Origin of the sequence: Paenibacillus sp. FSL H8-0261, from assembly GCF_045040645.1 — a bacterium.
In the GTDB taxonomy this organism is placed as follows: domain Bacteria; phylum Bacillota; class Bacilli; order Paenibacillales; family Paenibacillaceae; genus Paenibacillus_AQ.
Genome location: NZ_CP150297.1, coordinates 1,383,986 through 1,409,705 on the forward strand (window position 1 = coordinate 1,383,986; position 25,720 = coordinate 1,409,705).

At 42.2% G+C, this 25,720-nt stretch carries 24 protein-coding genes; 16 read left to right on the plus strand and 8 right to left on the minus strand.

What is annotated here, in order from left to right:
- Positions 1-104: 104 nt before the first annotated feature.
- The gene (locus MHI27_RS06075; RefSeq protein ID WP_405175826.1) at positions 105-701 is read right to left on the minus strand and encodes a PolC-type DNA polymerase III; all 597 of its coding nucleotides are present in this window, start codon (positions 699-701) and stop codon (positions 105-107) included.
- Between the two features lie 260 nt (positions 702-961).
- On the opposite strand from MHI27_RS06075, the gene MHI27_RS06080 reads away from it, so the two are divergent.
- Complete coding sequence (locus MHI27_RS06080; RefSeq protein ID WP_405175827.1) at positions 962-2,314, plus strand: reverse transcriptase domain-containing protein; 1,353 nt, start codon at positions 962-964, stop codon at positions 2,312-2,314.
- Positions 2,315-2,328: 14 nt separating this feature from the next.
- Positions 2,329-2,928 carry an SLATT domain-containing protein gene (locus tag MHI27_RS06085; RefSeq protein ID WP_405175828.1) on the plus strand — a complete coding sequence of 200 codons (600 nt, stop codon included), beginning with the start codon at positions 2,329-2,331 and terminating at the stop codon, positions 2,926-2,928.
- A 147-nt stretch (positions 2,929-3,075) separates the two neighbouring features.
- On the opposite strand, the gene MHI27_RS06090 is transcribed toward MHI27_RS06085, so the two are convergent.
- Positions 3,076-3,990, minus strand: a complete 915-nt coding sequence (locus tag MHI27_RS06090; RefSeq protein WP_405175829.1) for a TIGR01777 family oxidoreductase — start codon at positions 3,988-3,990, stop codon at positions 3,076-3,078.
- Positions 3,991-4,030: 40 nt separating this feature from the next.
- On the minus strand, positions 4,031-4,495 hold the full coding sequence (locus MHI27_RS06095; protein ID WP_042124904.1) for a DUF2621 domain-containing protein: 465 nt from the start codon (positions 4,493-4,495) through the stop codon (positions 4,031-4,033).
- A 172-nt stretch (positions 4,496-4,667) separates the two neighbouring features.
- Between MHI27_RS06095 and MHI27_RS06100 the strand changes: the two genes are divergently transcribed.
- From MHI27_RS06100 to MHI27_RS06110, 3 genes are all read left to right on the plus strand, one after another.
- Positions 4,668-5,777 carry a deoxyribonuclease IV gene (locus tag MHI27_RS06100; protein WP_076284067.1) on the plus strand — a complete coding sequence of 370 codons (1,110 nt, stop codon included), beginning with the start codon at positions 4,668-4,670 and terminating at the stop codon, positions 5,775-5,777.
- Positions 5,778-5,842: 65 nt separating this feature from the next.
- Positions 5,843-6,742: a formyltetrahydrofolate deformylase gene (gene purU, locus MHI27_RS06105; RefSeq protein WP_042193405.1), complete on the plus strand. Its 900-nt coding sequence runs from the start codon at positions 5,843-5,845 to the stop codon at positions 6,740-6,742.
- 529 nt (positions 6,743-7,271) lie between these two features.
- Complete coding sequence (locus MHI27_RS06110; RefSeq protein ID WP_405175830.1) at positions 7,272-8,051, plus strand: GNAT family N-acetyltransferase; 780 nt, start codon at positions 7,272-7,274, stop codon at positions 8,049-8,051.
- A gap of 66 nt (positions 8,052-8,117) precedes the next feature.
- Here MHI27_RS06110 and MHI27_RS06115 read toward each other — a convergent pair whose 3' ends face one another.
- Positions 8,118-8,750, minus strand: coding sequence for a hypothetical protein (locus tag MHI27_RS06115; protein WP_042124922.1), 633 nt, complete (start codon positions 8,748-8,750; stop codon positions 8,118-8,120).
- 302 nt (positions 8,751-9,052) lie between these two features.
- On the opposite strand from MHI27_RS06115, the gene tkt reads away from it, so the two are divergent.
- Both tkt and MHI27_RS06125 read left to right on the plus strand, forming a co-directional pair.
- A complete protein-coding gene (tkt, locus tag MHI27_RS06120) occupies positions 9,053-11,095 on the plus strand; it encodes a transketolase (RefSeq protein WP_042185576.1) in 2,043 nt (680 codons plus the stop codon).
- A gap of 33 nt (positions 11,096-11,128) precedes the next feature.
- Positions 11,129-11,446 carry a pyrimidine/purine nucleoside phosphorylase gene (locus tag MHI27_RS06125; protein ID WP_042185578.1) on the plus strand — a complete coding sequence of 106 codons (318 nt, stop codon included), beginning with the start codon at positions 11,129-11,131 and terminating at the stop codon, positions 11,444-11,446.
- A 190-nt stretch (positions 11,447-11,636) separates the two neighbouring features.
- On the opposite strand, the gene MHI27_RS06130 is transcribed toward MHI27_RS06125, so the two are convergent.
- A complete protein-coding gene (locus tag MHI27_RS06130; RefSeq protein WP_042185580.1) occupies positions 11,637-12,536 on the minus strand; it encodes an NAD(P)-dependent oxidoreductase in 900 nt (299 codons plus the stop codon).
- A 234-nt stretch (positions 12,537-12,770) separates the two neighbouring features.
- Here MHI27_RS06130 and MHI27_RS06135 point away from each other — a divergent pair, with 234 nt between their 5' ends.
- From MHI27_RS06135 to MHI27_RS06145, 3 genes are all read left to right on the plus strand, one after another.
- A complete protein-coding gene (locus tag MHI27_RS06135; RefSeq protein ID WP_042185583.1) occupies positions 12,771-14,126 on the plus strand; it encodes a glucose-6-phosphate isomerase in 1,356 nt (451 codons plus the stop codon).
- Positions 14,127-14,257: 131 nt separating this feature from the next.
- Positions 14,258-14,890, plus strand: coding sequence for a YigZ family protein (locus tag MHI27_RS06140; RefSeq protein WP_042185585.1), 633 nt, complete (start codon positions 14,258-14,260; stop codon positions 14,888-14,890).
- Positions 14,891-14,894: 4 nt separating this feature from the next.
- Positions 14,895-15,476 (plus strand): TetR/AcrR family transcriptional regulator, encoded by a 582-nt coding sequence (locus MHI27_RS06145; RefSeq protein WP_076284085.1) that lies wholly within the window; start codon positions 14,895-14,897, stop codon positions 15,474-15,476.
- A 141-nt stretch (positions 15,477-15,617) separates the two neighbouring features.
- Here MHI27_RS06145 and MHI27_RS06150 read toward each other — a convergent pair whose 3' ends face one another.
- Positions 15,618-16,019: a secondary thiamine-phosphate synthase enzyme YjbQ gene (locus MHI27_RS06150; protein WP_405175831.1), complete on the minus strand. Its 402-nt coding sequence runs from the start codon at positions 16,017-16,019 to the stop codon at positions 15,618-15,620.
- A gap of 206 nt (positions 16,020-16,225) precedes the next feature.
- Between MHI27_RS06150 and cysT the strand changes: the two genes are divergently transcribed.
- The 5 genes from cysT to MHI27_RS06175 all read left to right on the plus strand — a co-directional run bounded on the left by cysT (position 16,226) and on the right by MHI27_RS06175 (position 21,294).
- Positions 16,226-17,041: a sulfate ABC transporter permease subunit CysT gene (gene cysT / locus MHI27_RS06155; protein WP_405175832.1), complete on the plus strand. Its 816-nt coding sequence runs from the start codon at positions 16,226-16,228 to the stop codon at positions 17,039-17,041.
- Positions 17,038-17,835 carry a sulfate ABC transporter permease subunit gene (locus MHI27_RS06160; RefSeq protein WP_042185594.1) on the plus strand — a complete coding sequence of 266 codons (798 nt, stop codon included), beginning with the start codon at positions 17,038-17,040 and terminating at the stop codon, positions 17,833-17,835. Before cysT ends, MHI27_RS06160 begins: the two co-directional genes overlap by 4 nt.
- A 1-nt stretch (position 17,836) precedes the next feature.
- Positions 17,837-18,901: a sulfate/molybdate ABC transporter ATP-binding protein gene (locus MHI27_RS06165; RefSeq protein WP_042124940.1), complete on the plus strand. Its 1,065-nt coding sequence runs from the start codon at positions 17,837-17,839 to the stop codon at positions 18,899-18,901.
- Between the two features lie 324 nt (positions 18,902-19,225).
- Positions 19,226-20,293 carry a sulfate ABC transporter substrate-binding protein gene (locus tag MHI27_RS06170; protein ID WP_405175833.1) on the plus strand — a complete coding sequence of 356 codons (1,068 nt, stop codon included), beginning with the start codon at positions 19,226-19,228 and terminating at the stop codon, positions 20,291-20,293.
- A 209-nt stretch (positions 20,294-20,502) separates the two neighbouring features.
- Entirely contained in the window at positions 20,503-21,294 is a 792-nt protein-coding gene (locus tag MHI27_RS06175; RefSeq protein WP_405175834.1) for an MBL fold metallo-hydrolase, read from the plus strand.
- A 29-nt stretch (positions 21,295-21,323) separates the two neighbouring features.
- On the opposite strand, the gene MHI27_RS06180 is transcribed toward MHI27_RS06175, so the two are convergent.
- The gene (locus tag MHI27_RS06180) at positions 21,324-22,541 is read right to left on the minus strand and encodes a sugar efflux transporter (RefSeq protein ID WP_042185600.1); all 1,218 of its coding nucleotides are present in this window, start codon (positions 22,539-22,541) and stop codon (positions 21,324-21,326) included.
- A 282-nt stretch (positions 22,542-22,823) separates the two neighbouring features.
- Here MHI27_RS06180 and MHI27_RS06185 point away from each other — a divergent pair, with 282 nt between their 5' ends.
- Entirely contained in the window at positions 22,824-24,629 is a 1,806-nt protein-coding gene (locus MHI27_RS06185) for an ABC transporter ATP-binding protein (RefSeq protein ID WP_405175835.1), read from the plus strand.
- Positions 24,630-24,908: 279 nt separating this feature from the next.
- On the opposite strand, the gene MHI27_RS06190 is transcribed toward MHI27_RS06185, so the two are convergent.
- Positions 24,909-25,712: a Cof-type HAD-IIB family hydrolase gene (locus tag MHI27_RS06190; protein WP_042124947.1), complete on the minus strand. Its 804-nt coding sequence runs from the start codon at positions 25,710-25,712 to the stop codon at positions 24,909-24,911.
- Between the last annotated feature and the right edge of the window lie 8 nt (positions 25,713-25,720).

Consider the following 25,720-nt stretch of genomic DNA (forward strand, 5'->3'; position numbering starts at 1 on the left):
AAATAAGCTGATATAGTTTTTTATATCAATCAATGTTACCTTAGATTATTAAATGTCATATTTTTTTATAAATTGTATTAATTACTAGTATAAGAGCTAAGAATTTAGAGTCCGATGATGTTTGCATAATTTGGTGACCAATTAGGTTCTCCGTATTTTTTAAAATAGTAAATTTTATTTAAATACCCATTCAAATTTATTTTTTTATTTAAATTCTCAAGTAATGTCCATGTTGCAATTACATCGTTTGATGCACGATGTGCACCTTCGAGTGCTATTCCGAATTTATTGCACATAAGATCAAGTCGATGAGATTCATAGGGAAAAGAATCAATACAAATAGCTCTAGTATCAATAAAGTTGTTACCAATTGATTTCCCTCTTATTCTTTTGTTGTTTTCCTCCAAAAAACTTAAATCAAATAAAGCATTATGGGCAACAAGTAAACTGTCACCTATGATAGACATTAACCAAGGGAATATTTGCTCAATTGTTGGACAATAGATGACCTCATTATTTGTAATTCCAGTTAAGTCACTTATCTTCTTGGGAATATCCATTTTTGGATTAATTAAATAGCTTAAATTCCCAATTGTTTTACCTTCTCTGATTCTTATTAAAGCGACTTCGATTATTCTATCTCTATGAGGGTCGAGTCCGGTAGTTTCAAAGTCAAAAATTGTAGTGTTTTTGTATATCATTAAGTGCCAAACTCCTTACTTGTAATATAGATGGTAACTATTGTGAATAATATGGTGACAAATGTCAATTTATATGTGAGAATACAAGTTGTAGTAAAGTCCCTGACCTCGTGCTTAGCTTACTAAGCGGACTCCTTTGGGAGTAATTCTAGTTAAAGGGTACATTGATTTAGTACCTAATCTTGACCTGTTTACGGGTGATAATCCTAATCCTTCAGGGACTTTCTACAAAGTAAGATAAAGTAGGTGTATTAGTACTTATGAACGCATCACTCCAATTTAAAGATAAATATAAAGAAGATAATTTATTGCGTTTTTATAATACGAAAATCTCACATAAAGCCTCTCCTGGTATTGATCGCGTTTCTCGAACCATCTTTGAAAATAAAATCGAAGAAAATCTAAAGATAATTGGTAGAAAAGTTACTAATGGTTCTTATAGATTCATTCCATATAAAGAAAAATTAATCTCTAAAGGAAGGGATAAATTCCCTCGTGTTATTTCTATTCCTTCCATAAGAGACAAAGTAACTATTGGTGTATTAAATGAAATTTTAACATCAGCATTCTCCAATCAAATAAAAAATGAATTAACTCAAAACATAGTGGATAATGTAAAAAAAGAGATTAATTCTAATAATTATAATTACTTCATTAAAATTGATATTAAAGGTTTTTATGACAATATTGATCATAATATATTATTAAAAAATGTATCGAAGAAAATAAAGAAAATTGAAATTGTAGATCTTATTAAAAAAGCAATTCAGAATCCCACCATTCCCTTAGGGACTAAGAAAAATGATACCTTAAATATAAGGGGAGTTCCTCAAGGCATCTCAATATCAAATATTTTAGCAAACATCTTTTTATTAGACGTCGACAAAAAATTTTCTAACAAACAAAATATAAGATATTTTAGATATGTAGATGATATATTGATTCTTTGTGATAAGAAAGGGAAAAATAGGATTTTTAATTCAATAAAAAGAGACCTTTGCGATAAACTATTCCTTTCATTGAATGACAAAAAAGATGAAGGTGATATCTCAAAGGGCTTTGATTATCTTGGATATAAATACACATCTCTGAATAAAGACAAATCAATTTATGGCTTTACTGTTAAAGAGAAAAGTATTAAGAAATTGGAAGGTTCATTAATTAAGATATTTTGTGAATATAAAAATACAAATAATAGTGAAATATTCTTATGGAAAATCAACTTACGAATTACAGGTTTTATTCTAGAAAAAAATAAGTATGGATGGTTATTTTTCTATTCTCAAATTGATGATGTACCAATTCTGTATCATCTTGATTGGTTCGTAAGTGAAATGTGTAAGACTTTCAAGGTGAATCCTGCATTACAAAATAATATTAAAAAATTTGTAAGGGCGTATTTTGAAATAGTTAAAAAAAGAGCTAAATCTCAATATATACCAAGAACCGAGAATATTCCGCCTTCAGAACAACGACGCGTTCTGATTAATGTTTATAAATTTAAAAAAGAAACGATTGATTCTCTTACAGACGAACAAATTTTGAAAATGTTTAAAGGAAAGTTATATATTGCAGTAAAAGAACTTGAACAAGACGTGCAGTCTTTTTCATAGAGGAGCAGGGGGATATGGCAAAGACAATTGTTGAGGAAATAGAATACCTAGCTGGTGATCGAATATGGAAAACAAAAAAAACGCGCATGGAAGCAGAGTCACGTATGAATCGGAATGATTTAATCTCTACCTTAATAACAAATTACTATACATTTGTGGTATTGGCTTTTTCAATATGGGCTTTAATCCTTGACCCAACTAGTACCCAAGCGAAGAATGTTACTTTAATGTCAGTGATTGCTTCAGTTGGTTTATTTGGAGCTACATTACTATTGTCTTCACTAGGTTATAAAGGAAAAGCGCTTCAATACAGAGAGTCTTATCTTAAACTCGATGCATTGGAAAGTGACGTGAGAAATCTGTTGAGGAATATTCAATTTAAGAGCCAAAAAGAAGTTAATAGTGAATTTCATGCTCTTGAACAAAAGTACAATGAGATTATTGCATTATCTGATAATCATAGTAATATAGATCATTTTAAATTAATGATAGACAGGAAACTTGAGGGCAGTGAAAAGTTGAAATCAAGTTACTACTTTAGGGTGGTAGTTAAGTATTTAATAGTTATTACTGTATTTGCAATTCCAGTAGTATTAGTAGTTATCTTTACCTAGTTATTTTAATAATTGAGTTAAATTAAAAGCACGTGGTATAAAGGAAGCTCAAACCTTTATACCACGTGCTTTTTTAAGTGATGAAAGGATGAAATGTTATTTGAAAATCAAACGATCCCATCAGAATAATGATAGAGAACTCGATCATTAGTCGCCTCCGCTATAAGTTTCAAGTTGTTCTAGGGCAACTTGAAGAGTTGGAAAGGTGAATGTAAATCCGTGGTTAAGCATCCTAGAAGGAAGGACACGCTGACCATTTAGCATTATTTCAGATAATTCGCCTACCGATATTCGCAGTAGAAAGGCAGGTAGTGGAAACCAATGTGGTCGTTTATACACTTTGCCAATCGTTCTCCCAAATTCTTCGTTCGTAACCGGGTGTGGAGCAGTCGCATTAACTGGTCCGGCTATTTCGGGATTCTGAATGCAAAAATCGATCAGACGAACGATATCCGTCAGGTGTATCCAGGAAATCCACTGGTTCCCCGCGCCGATGTTACCGCCAAATCCCAGTAAGTAAGGCAGCTTCATTTTTGGGAAAGCGCCACTTTCATTGCCAAGTACAACACCGGTACGCAACTTGATCAGACGGATATCTGTGTATGCTTCATCAGTAGCCTCTTCCCATGTCTTAACCACTTCAGAAGGGAAGTCCATAACATGGGCTGGCGATGATTCACCAAAGGTATCTTGTAGAGAAGTTCCGTAAATAGCCACAGCGGACGCCTGAATGACTACAGACGGTTTGTGCTTCAAACGGTCGAGTAGCTTAGCAGCAGCGGAAACGGTTGCAAGACGGGATTGCATGATTGCCTTTTTACCACTTGGACTCCAACGCTGGCTAAGAGAAGCACCAGCAAGATTGACCAAGGCATCCGCATTTTCTATAGGCACTTGATCATTGTTAAGGCTGTCCCATGTGTGGTAACTCAGCTTAGGATGATAAGGTGCAGCCTTAGGTAGATTGCGACCGACGATTGCAACTTCATTGCCTGCTCGCAGCCAGTATTTTGTTAGTTCGCTGCCAATAAAACCGGTGCCGCCACATATCACATATTTCATAAGGTTGGCCTCCGTTCTGAACGCAACATCTAATTATCAATCACTTGAACAAATGCTGGTAAGCAGAGTAGTCGATTTTGTTCTTTTCAAGAAAATTGACGAGGAAACGATTGTCACGCCGGGGTGTGGCAACTATGTAACCTTTAATGCAGTGATCACGAGTAACCTCTTTTGCATTACTTTCCACAGCGATCTTCCCGATCTCGGCAGCAATAGAATGTTTGGCGATATCGCGAAAAGGACTAGGGACAGGTTGAACAAGCTGGTCTAAAAAAGCCTTTGATTCATCACTCCAGAGTGAACGGCTGCGTTCTACCCAGTAATTTTGCCAGTCCAGCTTTGATTTTCCATCAGCTTTCGGCAATACCTTTAGGAATTTCCGGAACATAAAAAAACCGCCGATACACATGGAACCCAGCAGCATAAATGTCCAGAAAGCGATAGAGTTCATGAACCAATTGCTCGGTGTTGCGGATAATAAACCAAGTCCTGATTGGATAGACATGCATACACCACCTTTTGGCAATGAGTATTCTCACATAATTTAATCTCTTATAAAAGTATAGCTTATTTCCAAAGTTTTGCGAAGCAGAACCCAGCATATTGACCTTGTCTAGATTTATTTTTCTGATCACGGTAGAATAGGGGATAATTCGTGAAGGAAAGAGGGAAGAAGTATGCTGAAAATAGGTTCACACGTATCTTGCTCGGACAAGGGTCTTTTGACCGCAGCAAATGAAGCAAATGAGTATGGTTCCAGCTCATTTATGATATATACAGGAGCGCCACAGAACACGCGCCGCAAGCCGATTGATGCCATGTATCCCGTTGAAGGAAAGCAAGCAATGAAAGAAAATGGTGTGGAGGAGATTGTCGTTCACGCACCTTACATTATTAATCTCGCTTCCTATAAAGAGAATACGTATCAGTTGGCCGTTGATTTCTTACAAGAGGAAATCCGCCGTACGCATGCGCTTGAGGTCAAGCATATCGTATTACATCCAGGTGCATTTACTGATAAGGATGCTGAGTACGGTATCCAGCGGATTGCAGATGGCCTTAATGAGGTACTTGGGGGAACCAATGAAACGGAAGTTCATATCGCCCTAGAAACTATGGCTGGTAAGGGAACGGAGATTGGGCGTAGCTTCGAGGAGATTGCTTCTATTATTGATAAGGTTGAACATAACGAGCGTTTGTCCGTATGTCTTGATACTTGTCACATTCATGATGCTGGCTATGATATCGTAAATGATTTGGATGGCGTTCTAAACAAGTTTGATGAGATTATCGGCTTGAATCGTCTTGGGGTTATCCATATCAATGACAGCAAAAATCCATGTGGAGCAGGTAAAGACCGTCACACTCCAATTGGTTCAGGTTGGATCGGTTTTGATACGATTAACAAAATCGTCCATCATGAGAAATTGACAGGTCTGCCATTCATTCTTGAGACGCCATGGGTTGGTAAAGATGCGAAGAAACAGCGTCCGATGTATGAGGTAGAAATTGCTTTGCTCCGTGGTAACGTAGCGGAACGATTTGGACCGGAGTTTATAGAGGATGTTGAAAAACTGCGTGAGTTTTTTGCTAATAAGGAGATCGATTCCCGTCAATTTGTGCTTAATGTCTGGGAGATGCTGAAGAACGATGCCAAGGCTAAAAAAGCTGATCCACGTGAACCGCTGGAGCGTCTATATGATGAAGTCATCGCTGCCGAGCTGTTCCCGCAATTGAGCGAGGAAGCCATTAATCATCGCTTGATTGCATGGTTAGCAGGCAAGTAAGTGCTCGTTCACGCATAAGTTAGACTTCAGATTGCACATGCAGATGAGAGGATGGGATGAGGATCATGGAATTACACGTAAAAAGAAACAATTCGTCAGGTGTTGAGTCTTATTCCAACCGGGCGCGTATGCTCATTTCTTGTCCTGACGGACCGGGAATCGTGGCGGCTGTATCACACTTTCTGTATCAGCATGGCGCGAATATTGTGCAATCGGATCAGTACACAATGGATCCAGATGGCGGAATGTTCTTCATGAGAGTTGAGTTTGACCTTCCCGAATTAGGAGATCGTCTGGAAGAGATCCGTTCTTTGTTCGGCGGGGTGGCTGAACGTTTCAAGATGAACTGGAAAATATTCAATGTTCGTCATAAGAAAAGATTAGCCATTTTTGTCTCTAAAGAAGATCATTGTCTTGTGGAACTGCTCTGGCAGTGGCAAGCAGGCGATCTAGAAGCCGACATTGCGCTCGTCGTTAGTAACCATTTAGATATGAAATCGTATGTCGAGTCCTTCGGCATTCCTTTTCACCATATTCCAGTTACAGCGGATACTAAGGCTGAGGCGGAAAAACGTCAGCTTGAGGTCATCGGAGACGATATTGATGTTATAATTCTGGCTCGGTATATGCAGATTATCTCACCGTCGTTTATTGAGCACTATCGCCACCAAATTATCAATATTCATCACTCCTTCCTGCCGGCCTTTATTGGCGGTAATCCATACGCTCAAGCGTACCAACGCGGGGTAAAGATTATCGGAGCAACTGCTCACTATGTTACAGAAGAGCTTGACGGTGGCCCGATTATTGAACAGGATGTACAGCGGGTTAGTCACGGTGATGATGTCATCGAACTGAAGCGGATTGGACGCACCATTGAGCGGGTTGTTCTGGCTCGTGCGGTGAAGTGGCATATCGAAGACCGGATCCTCGTCCATCAAAATAAGACCGTAGTGTTTAAATAAAAGGTTATTTTCCGTTGGGAGCCTATGGTATGAATCTGAGTGCTTTTACCGGAACGATATAATCTAATAGCTCTCTAAATCTTTACAGGTAAAAAAATTACCAGCAACTTGGGTATTTACGCCAAGTTGCTTTTTGTTGTTTTCAAAATCGTTTTTAAGGGATGGAAGGTTTGGCATTACAGCGCGGGGAACTATTAAAATGCAACTATTTCTTCGCAAGTCTCTTTTTGATTATCGTTAGGAGGGTTCTAGATTTTGTCCAGAGAAGGGTATACCTTCTAGTGTCATCACGGGAATTTCACAGGTGGAGCAAAAAAAAGCACTTTTACCTTTACGGCTCAAAATGCGTACAACACCAAAACGGATACAGTTATAGTCGTTATATCATCGGATTGGTCGGAGTATTTCCAGAGTCATCGAATTAAGTAGAATAAGAGCTTATATTGCCTACCCCATCTCTTTTTTGCGTAACTTCACGGTATCATGTTAATGTTGAAGCACGCATCAAACATTGATAGGGGTAGGAGATATGATTCGAGAGTTAACACCAGCGGAATTGAAATCAATCTTGAATTCGATTAATAGGGAACAGCATTTTTTATACTATTCATACCTTACAGCTCGTAAGCATAATTCGGTACACTATGGACATTTTACTGACCAGGGAGAATTGCTCGGCGTATTGGCCTTTTTAAGAGGGCTTCCATTCTATGCTTTTTCCGTATTCCCTGTGGAGAAGTCATTCTGTCTCCGGTCCGTGCTTGCATTTATGAAAGATCAATTGAGTTTACCTGACAATGCTGTCGGTAATGTAATCGTGAATGAAGAAGTTATGGCTGTACTCGCTTCACAGCTTGAACTTGTTAAGTCACCCAAAAAACTGCTTCTAATGAAGCATATCCATCAAGAAGCGTTACCACCGGTGGATACAAGCGTTTTACATTTGGGTCCCCCTTATTTTGAACTCATTGAGTCGAAAATGGCCGATTTAGATACAATGGCGTTCTCAAAAGAAGAATTACAGTATCCGTTCTATGGTGTGATGGAACAACATGAGCTGATTGCGGTAGGTGGATACCATATTTATAGCGAAGATTACGTTGAATTGGGGAACATCGGAACGGATGTAAGATGGAGAAGGCAAGGCTACGGGAAAAAGATCTGTGCCGAGCTCACCCGAGCGGGGGGAAGGGTTACCTCTAACGTGTATTTGAATGTCCTTGAGGAAAATGTAGGCGCAATATCTCTATATCAATCCATCGGCTTTGAGCTTATGTGCAAACAGTACATGGTCCAATTTGTTATTTGATGGTTAATGAAAAAGGACTAAGCGGATTTAAATCCGCTTAGTCCTTTTTCACAAGCATAGAACCTTTTATACGACCCCTTCAGTCCGGTCTTCATTCATTCGCATCATTCGTGCGGCAACCGAAGTAGTATGTAATGGTAAAGAGGATGGGCGCGCAGAGGCTCTCTGAGCTCTACGTAAATAATAGGATAGCTTGCCAGTAAAAATCTTATGTGCACAGAGTGAAAGCGCGAAATCTTCCGGTGTAACGAAGCAGGAAGGCTTATTCACAGGCTGAACTGCAGTTTCTTCAAATAAAGAGGCAACGAAATGGGAACAAAAATAAGCATTTTCTCTATCGATTTTAATATTCAGAAGCACACCGATTAATCCTAAAAGATGGTATTTATAACGCTCCTGATTTTGCATCATCCCTTGGACGTGATTGTACATCGTATCGTATTCCTCAGCGCTAACACGCAACTGATAGATGGAACAATTAGCACTGCTATAAAAAGGGTCGATAAAGTTCTCCTGGATTAGTCCTGCCACAAATGGATTGTGCATTTTTTTTCTTCCGAAGCTGTATACCTCCCGCAGTTCACAGTCAAAGGCGATCGAAGCATGATTCAGATCGGCTTTTGTAAACCACTTAATAAAACCACTAAAGGCCGTACCTGTACCGGTAAGCACAATAAAGATGTCCTTATTCGAACTCATGTTCAAAGTTCCTTTCCACTAGGAAATGTTGGGTAATGAATGAAAATTATGCTTAACTAACTCCATCTTACTGTATATTTGAGCATTGTAAAACAATCTTTAGTCGCAATTAAAAACTAGACCATAGACTAGTGCAATTCTGGCTTGTCTCATAGTTCTTGTGTGTATATAAATACGTCGATATTGCAAAAGATAAGCTGTTCAAATAAAGAGTTTTTAAAAACAATTGGAATTGCTTCCACACTAATGATACAATAAGAGTCAAAATGACATTCTTGAGATTTCAGAGGAGGAACTATTAAATGAGTGAACAAGAACAAGCGATTCAAAAGGAAGAAAACTCAACTGTAGATAACCTGTCCATTACAACGATTCGTACTTTGGCGATTGACGCCATTGAAAAAGCAAACTCCGGCCACCCAGGTATGCCAATGGGTTCTGCACCAATGGGCTACCAATTGTTTGCAAAAACAATGAAACACAACCCTGATCATCCAACATGGGTAAACCGTGACCGTTTTGTATTGTCCGCAGGACATGGTTCTATGCTTCTGTACAGCTTGTTGCACCTTAGTGGTTATGATCTTCCTATGGAAGAATTGAAAAATTTCCGTCAATGGGGCAGCTTGACTCCGGGTCACCCAGAAGTAGGTCACACCGCTGGTGTCGATGCAACAACAGGTCCACTTGGACAAGGTATTGGTATGGCTGTTGGTATGGCTATGGCTGAAGCTCAATTGGGAGCTACCTACAACAAAGATGAACATAAAGTGGTTGACCACTATACTTACGCTATTTGTGGTGATGGTGACCTGATGGAAGGGATCTCTTCCGAGTCCGCTTCACTCGCTGGTCATTTGAAACTAGGTAAATTGGTTGTATTGTATGATTCAAATGATATTTCCCTTGATGGTAAATTGAACCTTTCCTTCTCCGAGAACGTGGCTCAACGTTTTGATGCTTATGGTTGGCAAGTACTTCGCGTTGAAGACGGAAATGATCTTCCGGCTATTGCCAAAGCGATTGCTGAAGCTCAAGCTGAGACTAGCAAACCGACTTTGATCGAAGTGAAAACTGTAATTGGTTATGGTAGCCCTAACAAACAAGGTAAAGGCGGCCATGGCGGTACTCACGGTTCCCCACTTGGAGCAGAAGAAGCTAAGCTGACCAAAGATTTCTACAAATGGGTATACGAAGAAGATTTCTATGTACCTGACGAAGTGCGTGCTCATTTTGCAGAAGTGAAGAAAAACGGAATCGCAGCTAATAAAGCTTGGGATGACAAATTCGCAGCTTACAAAAAAGCATATCCAGAGCTTGCTGCACAGTTCGAAACAGTAATCAACGGCGATCTTCCAGAAGGCTGGGATGCTAACCTTCCAACTTACACTACTGAAGATAAAGCAGTATCGACTCGTGTTGCTTCCGGTAGTGCGCTTAACGGTCTGACTGCTGGTGTTCCTCAGCTTGTGGGCGGTTCTGCTGACTTGGAAAGCTCCACTATGACGCATTTGAATGGTTTGACATCGTTCACACCAGAATCTTATGATGGCCGCAACATCTACTTCGGCGTACGTGAGTTTGGTATGGCTGCTGCAATGAACGGTATTGCACTGCACACAGGTCTTAAAGTATTCGGAGGAACATTCTTCGTGTTCACAGACTACCTGCGTCCAGCCATCCGTTTGGCTTCGATCATGAAATTGCCAGTAACCTATGTACTGACACATGACAGTATTGCAGTTGGTGAAGATGGTCCTACGCATGAACCAATCGAACAATTGGCTTCCCTGCGTATCATCCCAGGTCTGACTGTTATTCGTCCGGCTGATGCTAACGAAACTTCTGCAGCATGGGCTTATGCTATGGAAAACAAAGAGAATCCAGTTGCTTTGGTTCTGACTCGTCAAAACTTGCCAATTCTTGCTGGAACAGTTGATGGCGTTCGTGAAAACATCAAACGTGGTGGTTATGTTGTTTCTGATTCCAAGAATGGCACTCCACAAGCACAACTGATCGCTACTGGTTCTGAGGTACAATTGGCTGTTAAAGCACAAGCTGCTTTGGCTGAAGAAGGTATCGATGTTCGTGTAATCAGCTTGCCAAGCTGGGATCTGTTCGAAAAACAAGATAAAGAATACCGTGATTCCGTAATTCTTCCAGGAGTTAAGGCTCGTCTTGCAATCGAAATGGCACAAACCTTTGGCTGGGAACGTTACACTGGTGACCAAGGCGATATCCTCGGTATCACTACTTTCGGAGCTTCCGCACCTGGAGACAGAGTAATGAAAGAATACGGCTTTACTGTTGAAAATGTAGTTAGCCGTGTGAAAGCACTTCTGTAATTAACTGAATAATCATTAGGGGGAGAACAAGTAATGAGTCAGTTTAACAACGCAACGATTGAAAAAGCAGCCAATGTATATTATGGCGGACAAGTAACAAGCCGTACGGTAATTTTGCAGGATGGAACTAAGGTCACACTTGGTATCATGTTGCCTGGTGTATATGAATTTGGTACGGATGGTCCTGAAATTATGGAGATTCTGTCCGGCGATCTTAAAGTGCTGCTTCCCGGCACTGAGGTATGGCAGGAGATTAAGGGAGCAGCAACGTTCAATGTCCCTGGCAACTCAAAATTTGCGTTGGAAGTATTTGAAGTAACTGATTATTGCTGTTCTTACCCGGTTCTATAAAGAGATAACTAGAAAGCTCTGCTGAAAAGCAGGGCTTTTTCTTTTTTTTCTTGCACTACAAAGAATAATTTAGTATTATTAATGCAAACAAACGTTCGTGTATTTTAACTACATAAGTAATTAATTAGTTAAAAAAGACCGCCTCTCACATTGGAAGTCATGTGAGAAACGGTCATGAGTAAGTGAAATGTTATTCGGATACAGTAGAACCCATTTTTTGTCCGATCCACTCTTCATAGCATTTCACTACAGCGGAGAGGTCTTCGTCGCCATAGCCTTGGGTAAACCCAGCTTGAAACATGCTTTTAGCTAGTCCCAGCATTGGAGAAGGGACGCCTGTGAAATCGCTGTGGGCGGAGGCTAACTTCAAATCCTTTAACATTAATGCAAGGGAGAACTGATTGCTGAAATCATTTTCTATGATTTTACGGCCTTTAAGCTCTGCTTGTTTGCTACCCGCAGAACCAAGCTGCACTAGTTCAAGGAACTTGTCAGCTGGAACACCTGATTTTACAGCGATAGCGAATCCTTCAGCCAGGGCAATGTTGTGAATGCCGACCATAGCATTATGAGCCAGCTTGGCTACAGCACCACTGCCGTTCTCACCCATATGTATCAGCTTTTTGCCCAAAGTATCGAAGATATCGCGATGCTGTTCTATAACTTCAGCACTGCCGCCAACCATGAACACCAAGGTTCCTTCAATAGCTGCCGGCTTGCTTCCGGTCACTGGCGCGTCAAGGAAATGTCCACCTCGAGCTTCTACAGCAGTGGCAATTTCGTGAACTAGTCCTGGAGAAATTGTGCTGGAATCAATAATTAAGCCGCCTGGCTTAAGTGCATCAAGAATACCATCCTGACCATAAAACACTTCACGAACCGAATCATCATTACTGATCATGGTAATAATAACATCCTTACCTTCAGCGGCGGCACGTGGCGTAAGGGCAGTCTGGGCACCTTCTGCTTCAAGAGGTTTACATTTAGCTGCTGTACGGTTGTACACCGTCACCTGAAAGCCGCCACGAAGCAAGTTGGAAGCCATTGGCGCTCCCATTGTTCCAAGTCCGATAAAACCGATTTGTTTCATTTGTATAGCCACCTTCCGTTTTCTTCATTCTATCACGGCACTTAGGCTAGCACCACAGCTCAGCCATGCCTAATGATGCGGGAAACGCTTCCATGAAACTTTCGAAAACTTGGTTCTAAAGCCCGGGATGTGCCCTAAGACCTTGCCAGTCAAGGCAAATTAAAGTATCCTAATTATAAAGTTGTAACAAGCGGTTTCAAATTTAAAGAGATAAACAGGAGGTTTCCATTACCGATGTCTAAGAAGATTAATTTTGACTACACCAAAGCCCTTACTTTCTTCAATCAACAAGAAATTGACAACCTTGCCGCTCCAGTTAAGTTAGCGCACGAACAGTTGCATAATAAGACTGGTGTAGGTTCCGACTATCTTGGATGGATTGATCTTCCATCAGCTTATGATAAGGAAGAATTCGCACGCATTCAGCAAGCCGCAAAGAAGATCCAGAGCGATTCCGAAGTACTGATTGTAATTGGTATTGGTGGTTCTTATCTGGGAGCACGCGCAGCGATTGAAGCGCTCTCGCATTCTTTTTACAATAACCTTTCTAAAGATAAGCGCAAAACTCCAGAAGTTTATTTCGCTGGTAATAACATCAGTTCTACATACATCACGCATTTGCTTGATCTAGTAGAAGGCAAAGACTTCTCTGTGAACGTAATCTCCAAATCAGGAACTACGACTGAGCCAGCCATTGCTTTCCGCATTTTCCGCGCAGCTCTGGAGAAGAAATATGGTAAGGAAGAAGCTCGCAAACGTATTTACGCTACTACAGATAAGGAAAAAGGTGCCCTTAAGAAATTGGCTACTGAAGAAGGTTATGAATCCTTCATCATTCCAGACGATGTAGGCGGACGTTACTCCGTATTGACACCTGTAGGCTTGCTTCCAATCGCTGTAGCAGGTATTAACATTGAAGAGATGATGCAAGGTGCTGCTGCCGCTGCGGATGAGTTCAATAATCCAGATGTAGCTACTAACCAAGCTTATCAATATGCTGCAGTTCGTAATGCTCTGTATCGCAAAGGTAAGACAACTGAAATCCTCGTTAACTATGAGCCTTCCTTACACTTTGTATCGGAGTGGTGGAAACAATTGTTTGGCGAGAGCGAAGGTAAGGATTTCAAAGGAATTTATCCTTCTTCCGTTGATTTCTCTACGGATCTACACTCCATGGGTCAATTTATACAAGAAGGTAACCGTAATATCTTTGAAACGGTAATCCAAGTAGATCAAGTGGCTCATCATGTTACCATTGAGAATGATCCAGATGATCTGGATGGCTTGAACTTCTTAACAGGAAAGACTATGGATTTCGTAAATAAGAAGGCTTTCCAAGGTACAATGCTTGCGCATACAGATGGTCAAGTACCTAACCTTATCGTTACTATTCCTGATCAAACACCATACACATTTGGTTATTTGGTTTACTTCTTTGAAAAAGCTTGCGGCATCAGCGGTTACCTGCTCGGTGTTAACCCATTCGACCAACCAGGCGTTGAAGCATACAAGAAGAATATGTTTGCGCTGCTTGGCAAACCGGGTTACGAAAAAGAAAAGGCAGAGCTGGAAGCAAGACTTACAGAATAGTATTGCAGCAGTAATTTAGAGACCATTCATACTAGTGTAAGTCACCAGGAGCAGTCCATAGGTAATCCAATACCGGGGCTGCTCCTGACATTATATGAAGACATCATATGTATATAAGGACTGGAATAATTATGTTAGAACATTATCGAACGGTGCGCTCTTCCGGTTCTAAGGAAGTCGTAATCCGCAAATCTCGCTTCATTGGTCATGTTATGCCAGTTGAGAATGAAGAAGAAGCATTGTTGTTTATCGAAGACATCAAGAAGAAACATCGGGACGCAACGCATAACTGTTCTGCTTATGTGATTGGGGAGAGAGACGAAATCCAGAGGCAATCGGACGACGGGGAGCCGAGTGGAACAGCCGGCAAACCGATTTTGGAAGTAATTCGCAACCAGGGAGTTAAAAATGTCGCAATTGTTGTTACCCGTTATTTCGGAGGCATTATGCTGGGTGCCGGAGGGCTGATTAGAGCTTATACGGATGGGGCAGTGCTTGCGCTTGAAGCAGGAGAAGTAATCACCCGTGTGCTAAGACGAGAGGTATTCGTAGAAATTGATTACACTTGGCTAGGCAAGGTTGAGAACGAACTTCGGGGAAGAGGTATTCAGACCGGCGAGACTTTGTTCACCGATAAAGTAACGTTGTTATGTTTACCGCGAAATGATGAGGGAGACGCATTTATGGCATGGATAACAGATCTAACCCAAGGGCAAGCCTTGGTAACAGAAGGGCGGCGGATTTACTACAGCGAAGGGGATTAGGTATATGGCAAGGAGAGCAGTGGAGCAGGAGTTGTCGAGGGAAAGAATATTAGAGGCCGCTAGGCATCTGTTTATTACCAAAGGGTATCGAGCGATTTCAATGCGAAGCATCGGTCAGCATTTGGGATACAGCCACGGCTCTCTCTATTATCATTTCAAAGAGAAGGCGGAATTGTTCTACGCCATTGTTGTCGAAGATTTTAATCATGTGGCTACTTTGCTTGGTCAAGTAATGAATAAGCCACCTGAAGAGGGTATGACTCGAGTAGAGCAGCTAATTATGGAGTTTATAAGGTTTGGAATAGATCATCCTTATCAGTATGAAATTATGTTCATGATTCGTGATGAAGAGCTGCTGGCTTATTGTAGGGCAGAGCAGGGACGATGTTTTGATTTATTCTCAAGTATTGTACGCCGTCATATGAAGGAAGAGGGATATGTGTCCGAGGATTGGCAGAACGTGCCGCTAACCTTGTTCTTATCCGCTCACGGATTTATATCTTATTATATCCAAGATAAAGTATCATTTGAGGATGTAAAAGAGGCAGCATCAGCTCATATCAAGGTTTTATGTCGCAGCCTTTAACATGCTGTTTTTTTTATAAGTTCACACTTTAAAGCTGTGCATTGGTATAACGCTACTTCTCTGCTTGGTCAAAGTAATAATTAATTCTAGTTATATTTTAATGGCCGCTCCGTAGCAATAACGGAAGCGGCCATTCATCGTTTATCCCTCAATAATTTTCAAGAAACATTGTCTACGTCTAGGTCCATCAAACTCACAAAAATAAATACCCTGCCAACGTCCAAGTAATAGTTCGCCATCATGGATGATTATGCTCTGGGAAGGTCCGGATGTAATAGACTTAAGGTGGGAGGCAGTATTGCCTTCAGCATGTCGATACTTCGGATGCTCCCAAGGGTAGATTTCATCCAAACGCATCAGAACATCATGCCTCACATCAGGATCTGCATTCTCATTGATTGCAATTCCTGCGGTGGTATGTGGACAATAAACTACGATCACCCCGCTACGCACCCCGCTTTTTTTCACAAAAGAAATGACTTCACGAGTAATATCCCGTAATTCATCCCGTTTCGTTGTAGTAATCTCCAGTGTATGCAGCATAATCATTCCCCTTCCTGTGATGTGCCACTTTTTCCTAACCTTTGTTATATATATTTTACCCCAAATTCACTTGAAAGTAATTGACGACAACGAGAAGGATTTGGTAAAGTAGTAATAATATAAAACCAAGTATATAAATAGGAATAATTAATGGGGATGTTGGTTAGTATACCGACCGGTTATCCGGAGGTGGGAGGGCAAAATCATTGAATTCGCTGCTTAGACACAAAGGTTGGACTTGGGGTTTCCGAACTACAATTTTGCTCTATTTTGTAGTATTGATCGTGCTGCCTATACTTGGGGTCTATTACAACTCTTTTTCACTGGGTTTCGGTAATTTTGTGGAAAGCATAAGCGACCCGATTGCCTGGAAGTCGGTGCTGTTAACCTTAAAGCTGGCGATCATCGCTACTTTAATTAATGTCTTTTTAGGAACAATGATTGCCTGGGTTCTTATTCGTTATCAATTCATTGGTAAAGCATTGCTTAATAGTCTTGTGGATTTACCATTTGCACTGCCGACGGCAGTTGGTGGTTTGATGATTTTACTCTTGCTCGGACCTGGTAGTCTTATCGGCAAGGCTGCAGAAGCGCTTGGTTTTGAAATTGTTTTTCATCAACCGGCAATCGTAATTGCTATGGTCTTCGTAACCTTTCCCTTCGTGATTCGAGCGGTTCAGCCCTTGCTGGAGGAACTTGATCCTTCCGAAGAGGAAGCGGCATATACAATGGGTGCCAAGGGAACTAGAGTCTTCTGGCATGTTATTCTCCCCTCTATGGCTCCTGGGATGATCAGCGGTGGAATGCTTGCTTTCTCGCGGGCAATTGCTGAATTCGGCGCTGTAGTCCTCGTAGCAGGCAATATTCCAGGTCGTACACTCGTATCTTCTGTTTTTATTTTTGGTGAAGTTGAAAGTGATAATCCGGTTTCCGCAGCAGCGGTTTCTGTCATTCTCTTGACCTTATCTTTTCTCATTCTTTGGCTCATTAATATGCTGCAGATGCGGGGGAGACGCTCATGAGAAAATTTTGGATCGGACTCACCTACTTGGTGTTTTTTCTGCTAATCGCTGCACCGCTAGGGAAAATGGCTATAGGTGCTTTTAGTGAAGGATTTGGTGGTTTCTGGGATGCTCTGACTAGGCCTGAAGCGCTGCATGCGCTTATGATGACTGGGCTTGTTGTGATCGTAGTTACGTTATTAAATACGTTGTTCGGAATTATGATGGCGCTGTATCTTGTTCGAGCGAACTGGATAAATAGACGTCTAAAGGGCTTGCTTAACAGTATTGTTGATTTGCCTTATGCTGTGTCCCCTGTCATTGGCGGGCTGATGATTGTCCTGCTGCTGGGTCCGGATAGCGCCTTGGGTGCGATGTTTGAAGGGATTGGGCTGAAGATCGTCTATGCGATTCCTGGAATGATCATTGCCACCTTGTTCGTAACCTTTCCTTTAATGGTGCGTGAGGTAATGCCGGTGCTTCAGGAGATTGGTTCACAGCAGGAGGAAGCTGCTTCTACACTGGGCGCTCGTGGCTGGACAATTTTTTGGAAGGTGACTTGGCCTTCGATTCGTTGGGCGGTTGTGTATGGGGTCATCCTTACGGTGGCTCGTTCACTAGGTGAGTTCGGGGCGGTGCTCGTGGTCTCGGGTAACATTATGAACAAAACCCAGACGGCGACGACGCTAGTCTATCAGGATGTTGAGAATTTTAATGTAACGGCTGCTGGAGGAATAGCGCTAGTTTTGGCTGCATTTTCCGCAGGTCTACTGTTGTTGATGGAATGGACCAAGAGAAGAAAGGAAGTGCAGTAATATGCATGTTGAAGTGCGGGGATTAAATAAGCATTTTGGAGATTTTCATGCGGTCAAGGACGTCAATTTCACCATTACAAAAGGTCATCTGATCGGACTGCTCGGCCCGAGTGGTGGCGGTAAAACTTCGATTCTTCGTATGCTCGCAGGGCTGGAGACACCGGATAATGGCGAGATCATTTTTCATGGTCAGACAGTTAACAATCTTCCTCCTCAAGAGCGTGGGATCGGCTTCGTTTTTCAGAACTATGCATTATTTAAGCATATGACTGTTTTTGATAATATTGCTTTTGGATTAAAAGTTAAGAAGGCCAGCAAAACTGCCATTCGTGACCGTGTTATGGAACTGGTGGAGCTTACGGGATTAAAAGGCTTCGAGAAGCGTTATCCGCATCAGCTATCTGGTGGACAACGTCAACGTGTAGCCTTTGCCCGTGCACTTGCGCCTGAACCACAGCTATTACTCTTAGATGAGCCGTTCGCAGCTATTGATGCGAAGATCCGTCAGGAGCTGCGAGCTTGGCTACGTGAGCTGATTGAGCGTGTTGGCATCACTTCCATCTTCGTAACACATGACCAAGACGAAGCGATTGAAGTCGCGGACGAGATTATGATCATCAACCAAGGGCAGTTGGAACAAAAGGGTACACCTTGGGATATTTATAAGGAGCCTAAAACACCATTTGTGGCAACTTTTATCGGGGAGTCGACACTGATTGAAGATGCTTCTGAGGTGAAAGGCTTTAAAGGCGCTGGAGACGGTAAGCCTACCAAAGCACTAATTCGTCCTGAGTATATTGAAGTTGGTAACCTGCATGAGTTCAAGATGGCTTCAGCTACGGAAAAAGGTGTCGTAAAGCATCTGCATTTCCGTGGAAGTGAATGGCTCGTTGAGGTTGAAGTTAATGGTCATAAACTGGTCACTTACCGTTCTTTGGAGAAAGAAACATTGCAGCCGGGACAGGATATCTCAGTCCTTGTGCACCGCGCTTACCTGTTTAATGATGAGCGAAGCTGGATCCAGGAGAACAACCTGAAAGAAGATCCGATGCCGATATTTATTTAATATAAAATAAATAATATGATTTTCAATTTTTTTTTTTGAAGAGTAGCGAATGTGATGAGCTAGGATTAGAGGAACTGAAGTATTGGTATAGAGTAATGGAGTGGAAGTTTGGAACTGTAGGAGTTGTAGCGACCGCCTTTATGTTCTAATTTCAACCGTAATACGGTTCCAATCAAGAAATTAGAGCATAACAGCGGCCGAAAGTCCAAACATTCCGCGTAATTACGGCAAATACCGAACGTTGGTTACTTGAATTTTTAGTTCAGCCATAGAGCTACTTTCAAGGAAACATTAAAATCATTACCTCGAAGGATGTGGGCCGCAATGAATTTCAAAAGGAGCAGACAACTGCACGGATGTTTTGCTGCCCTAATGCTGGCCATACTCACGCTGGCGGCAGTCGGTTGCGGGAATGAGAAGGCGATTACGACGATGGCAGATCCTTCGAAGCAAGGGGATGTTACGCTAGTCGTTGGCGCATACAGTGTGGCTAAGGATGCGATGGAAGATATTTTGCCGTTATTTGCAGCGCAGTGGAAAGCGGATACTGGACAGGAGATTAGTTTTCAGCAGTCCTATGAAGCTTCCGGAACACAGGCACGTGCAATCGTAGGTGGGTTCGAAGCAGATGTTACACTGCTAGCCATGGAAGGTGATGTCGAGAAGCTGGTTAAGGCTGGACTCGTAGCGCCAACGTGGAAAGAGCAGGGTGAACAAGGCATGGTGACACGTTCGGTAGTCGCACTTGGTACCCGTGAGGGAAACCCCAAAGGAATTCACGATTTTGCGGACTTAGCCAAGCCAGGGATTAAAGTGTTATACCCAAATCCCAAAACATCCGGTGGTGCGCAGTGGGATATTAACGCGATCTATGGGGCTGGTCTGAAGCTGTCAGAGGAGCAAGAGGGCGTTAAGGATCCAGCAGCAGCGAAAGCTTTTTTAGAAAGTGTACATGCCAATGTGGAGTCTTTGGATAAGAGCGGACGTGCATCTATGGCTGCCTTCGAGTATGGAGTGGGTGATGTCATTGTCACCTATGAGAATGAACTGCTGGCCCGGATTGCTCAGGGTGTTAAATATGAAGTCATTATTCCTAAAAATACAATGCTGATTGAGAACCCGGCGGCTGTCGTAGAGAAGTATGCGGATAAGCATGGGACACGCGCGGCAGCAGAAGCATTAGTTGATTTCTTGATGACCCCACAGGCACAAGAGATCTTTGCAAAATATGGCTTTCGTCCCGTAGATAAACAGGTCTATGCGGAGAACAAAAGCCGCTACCCCGATCCAGCGGGTCTCTTCGATATTAATTATTTAGGGGGCTGGGCTGAGGTGCGAAGCACGCTTTATTCCAAGCGGGGAATTTGGTATCAGATACTTGCCGGAATATAGGTAGAGGTGTAAAAATAGAGTCATCCTAGCAGGGCTACTGCTTAAGGGATGACTTTTTTGACGAAAGTATATATTTGGGGCCCCCGCAAAGTACCTGGGTACGCATCGAAGCGAAGCTTCACTTTGTGGGGATATTTTGGTGAGCATCTTTAAGATAGACATATGATAATTTAAGACTTCCTTGATGGGAACTGAAGGAGAGAGAGATTATGGATACGTTGGTGTTTTTGGGTACTGGGGATGCCATGGGTGTTCCACGGATATATTGCAGCTGCGAGACCTGCACAGAAGCAAGGGAGCATGGGAGCAATACAAGGCTGCGTTCCTCTGTACTTATAGATAATGGCAGTGACTTCCTAGTGATTGATTGTGGGCCAGATTGGCGACGTCAGATGGAGGCGCAGGGAGTGCGGAATATGCGAAGACTGCTGGTAACGCATGCTCATTTTGATCATATTGGTGGGCTACCGGAATGGGCAGATGCTTGTCGATGGACAGGCATTAAGGGTGAACTTTATACTCCAGCAGAAGTTATTCCTATTATCGATCGGCAATACCCTTGGCTGCGAAATCACATCGAGATGATTCCCTGTGATGAAGGGATAGAACTGGACGGCTGGAAGATAGATACCTGGAAAGTAAACCATGGTAAGAATGGATATTCGTACGCCTTTCGGCTAGAGAAGGAGGATTATACATGGGTGTATTGTCCTGATTCCATATCTCTTGGGGCTGAGGAGACACGCCTGATGCATGGAGCGGACTTGCTGGTCCTTGGTACAAGCTTCTATTACGAAGCGGCGGAGCTATCCACCCGTTCTGTGTACGACATGACGGAGGCAGCGGAGCTACTGCAAATCGTGAAGCCTAAAAAGGCAGTGTATACCCATATGTCGCATGATGTGGATATGAGAGAAGCATATATTTTACCGGAGAACGTTACTCTAGCCCAGACAGGTATGAGAATTCCAATATACAAAAAACCATTCTCTTCACTTTAGAAGAGAATGGGCAAGTAGAAATAAACGGATTAAACAGTTAATTGTTCTGGTTCATTTAAAGGGTGACGTCCGCTTACCGCGAGCATGACTAAGGAAACAATGATGAGTATAAAACAGAGCACAAATGAATACCGGTAACCTACAATACTGGCTAAGCCCCCGCCAACAAGACTCCCAATCAGTCTACCGATCGTGGATGAATTAGAATAAAGCGTGGAAGCATACCCAGGCATGTTTGGGAGCAGATCTTGGATGTAACTAATGCCAATCGCTGATATCACAGCAACGAAAACGGCTAGTAGAACTTGGGCTGCAAGCATCTGCCACATCTCGCCTGAGAAAATGACAACGAGATAATATGCTCCTCCTAAAATGGCCCCACACATCATCAAGGCTCGGTTACTGTACTTCGCACTGAGTAGACCGAGCATAATCATAAACGGAATTTCCAGCGCAGCACATATACTGCTGACTAGACCGACATCGCTTGTCGATCCCCCTAGATTATTTGTAATAAAGAGGGCCGTATTGATGCTGCTCGTCCAGTGAGCTACATACATGAGTATCAGAATCAGAAAAGGAAGCAGAATATTGCGGTTCTGACTGAGCCGGAAAGTTTTCACTTTTACTTCAGCCTTGTTGCTGCTCAGCTCTGTAACTGTATTTGATTTGAGAAAGAAGAAAACGAGTAAGGCAACAAGCAGGAATACTCCGATCGTACCCGTGAAAATCCCCTTAAACCCAACAGCAGCGATTAGCAGGGTGCCGATTAAAGGACCTGTAATAAAGCCGAGAGAGAAAGCAGAACGCAAGGTAGAATTAGCAAACGCAGTATCCGTAAAATTGCTCTTATTCACTGCTTCTCTAGCAATGGCGAACAATTGAGGCATCCCTGGTGCACCGAGGGCGGTGAACACAATCATGTAGATGAACAAGATCGTGAAATCCTGAATGAGCAAGTACCCGCTATATGCCAGCGCATTACAGAGTGTGGCAACAAGGTAAATGTTTTTTCGATTTAAACCAAGGTCAGAGCGTCTCCCGATTAGTGTACTGATCCATATTCCGGCAATTAACGTGGTGGCTAGAAAAACACCAAACAATCCGACAGATACGCCAAGCTGTTCCGTGAAATAAATGGATAAGAAGGGTGAACTGAGTGAAATCCCCATTCCCTGAAGTAGCATACATAAAAAGAGTAAGGCATAAGAGGGAATTGAAAATAGTGCAGTAAGTCTTTTGATCATGTTGTGAAGTTACTCCTCTATTTTTTGTTAAGATAGTCAAACTGGTTCTAGTATACATGAAAAAGACAGCAACAATATATATGCGATTTGGCTAAGGGGCATCACTCGGGCAATCTCGGACAGTTGATGTTCCTTTTGTGATATCTATTGCATTCGGTATTCAGAATCATGTTTATCCTTTATAATCAGAAAGTATTGCCGTCTTATATTTACATATATAGAATAATTATCAACGACAGGAAGGGAGTAATAAGTAGCTAATAGGGGAGAGGGCTGATTTTTTTGAAGCAGAAAGGTGTTTTCTCAAGATTAAGTACATACATGTTAAGGCACAAGCTCTTATATACGGTTTTATTGTTTACGACTTTATTTGGGATTGTTCTGGATTTAACGATTGCTTGGCTGCTCTCAGTAATTACGGATGCGGCGGTTAGACTTGATGTGAAAGCTTTTAAAGGGCTGGTTATATTCGGATTAATCTACTTATTAGTGAGTGCAATCAACGGTTTTTTCGATCGCTATCTCAAAAATAAAATCTCAGCCAAGATCAGAAATGAACTGCGGCTAGATATGATGCGACATGCTTTAGCTCTTCCTCAGTCTTATTTTGACCGTAATCACTCCGGAGATTTGTTGTCCCGCTTTACTAATGATAATCAATCTGTGGGTAATGCTACCGGCGAGGTAATGATTGATTTAATCCGTAACCCTTTGCTTGCTCTTGCGGCTTTTGGTTATTTGCTCTATATTAACTGGCTACTGGCATTGATCTGTTTTGCAATGGGGCCTTTGATGTTCCTTACGGGAAAAATCTTCGGTTCAGCGATGCGTGAGAACAGTGTGAAGATTCAGACTAATATGAGCAAGATTACTTCCTTTTTACATGACATTCTAGGCAGTAGTATGGTGTTTAAATCCTTTAGCATTGAACGCAGACTAATGAAGCAGTATCAGGAACATAGTGAGAATATCACTTCCGAAGAATTAAAACGGGGAAGAATTGAGGGAGCTACTGGCTCATTCTCCTCTTTTTTGGGAAACTTTACGTTTCTTCTGGCGCTGGTCGTGGCTGGTTATTTTGTGGCAAAAGGATCACTTGAGGTCGGTGCGATGATTGCTTTCATCCAGCTCATGAATTATTTAGTGATGCCGTTCTCGGCATTGCCAGGACTGATCAATTCGATGCAGCAATCACTTGGGGCGGCGGGACGGATCTTTGAAGTGTTGGATAGCCCTGTAGAAGTGGAGGCTTTACCCGAAGCAGCTACGAAACAGCCTGAATTTGAGCGTATGGTCATGTCCTCGGTATCCTTCTCTTATCCGGGAGTGGAGAGACGTAGTTTGAACAAAATCAGCTTAGAGCTTCACAAAGGGGCTCAAATGGCAATTGTGGGACCGAGCGGTGGAGGGAAATCTACACTTTTTAAGGTACTCCTTGGGTTGTATGAACCTGATGAGGGTGAAGTGTTTATAAATAATGAGAAGACAAGCGAGATGAGTTTAGCTAAACTTAGGAGTCACTTCTCTTATGTGCCGCAAGAGTCAGGGCTTTATACAGGAAGTATCCGTGATAACATCCGAAATGGAAATCCAGATGCAGATGAGCATGAAATTCTGGAAGCTTTGCGACAAGCGAACGCTTATGATTTTGTAATGGACTTACCGGAGGGCCTCGATACAGATATCGGTGAGGAAGGTTCACGCCTGTCCGGTGGACAACGCCAGCGACTATCGATTGCGAGAGCGATTCTTAGGAACTCTCCAATTTTGTTGCTGGATGAAGCTACTGCTGCGCTTGATAATGAATCGGAGAAGCTGGTGCAGCAAGCGATTCGTAAATTAATGGGAGACAAAACCACACTCGTTATCGCTCACCGTCTATCAACGATTCAGAACGCTGATGTCATTATAGTGATGGAGAACAGTGAAATTGTGGAGAGTGGTACCCACGAGGAGCTACTTGCAGCAGAAGGAAGATATCATGGCTTGTACTATTCTCAGCTGGAAGAGGAAGAGGCTGGGGAGGGTGAGCAAGAGCAAGAGGCATTAGAGTTTGCATCTACAGGAATACCGAGCTTGCTGAAATAACAAAAGGGTGTTGCAACGTCATAAAATATGGCGTAGCAACACCCTTTTCTTAAGAAAGTGAATTTATATAGATTGAACTTAAGAACTTGAGGTAAAGGAAGGAGCAATGGAGGGGAAAGTTTGGAACTGTAGGAGCGTAAGCGATCGCCTTTAGGTTTGAATTTCTACCGTTGACAACGGTTTAAATCATGAAATTCAAACCTAACAGCGACCGTAAGTCCAAATATTCACCGTAGTTGCAACTGAACTTTATCACTAAAACTATTAAGTTCAGCCGATTTAGTTCACTTTATTGAGAATGAATTTATCAATCGCGTATTTTACGCCATCTTCATTGTTGCTCAGGGTTACGAAATCAGCAATTTCTTTCAGCGCAGGAATAGCGTTCGCCATAGCAACGCCCAGACCGGCAGCTTCCAGCATCTCATGGTCGTTCCAAGAGTCACCCATAGCCATAGTCTCGGAGAGATCACAACCAAAATGATTGGCTAGGAATTCAAGTGCAATTCCCTTCGTTCCTTCATGATGCATGATTTCTAGGAATTGTGGTTTAGATTTGGTAATATGCACGGAATCGCCGAGCAATTCACGTAGAATTGGAGCCAGCTCATCCAAGAATGCAGGATCATCGATAATCAGCATTTTTGGTGTTTTTTGTGGGACAAGCTTCTCCCAATCTGGTTCAATATAATATGGCGTTTTGTTCAGGTCTGTATAATCTTTGATCTTCTGGTTGTCTTCACGGGCATACAGCTTGTCGTCAATGTAAGTTTGCAAATGCAGATTATGCTCCACACAGTAAGTGAACAGCTTGTGTACTGCATCTTGTGGTACGTAACGCTCATATAGTACCTTTTCATCGAGCAAGTTCTTAACGAGTGCGCCTTGGTAAGTGATGATTGGCACGTTAAGTCCAGTTTGACGGGCAATGGCTTGTGCAGAAGCATAAGCTCGGCCTGTAGCAAGGGTTACAACAACGCCAGCGGCTACAGCCTCTTCAAGCGCAGTCTGTGTAGCGGGTGTTACTTCCTTGTCATCGTTAATTAGAGTGTCATCAATATCAATCGCGATCAATTTGTACATTTGTCTCT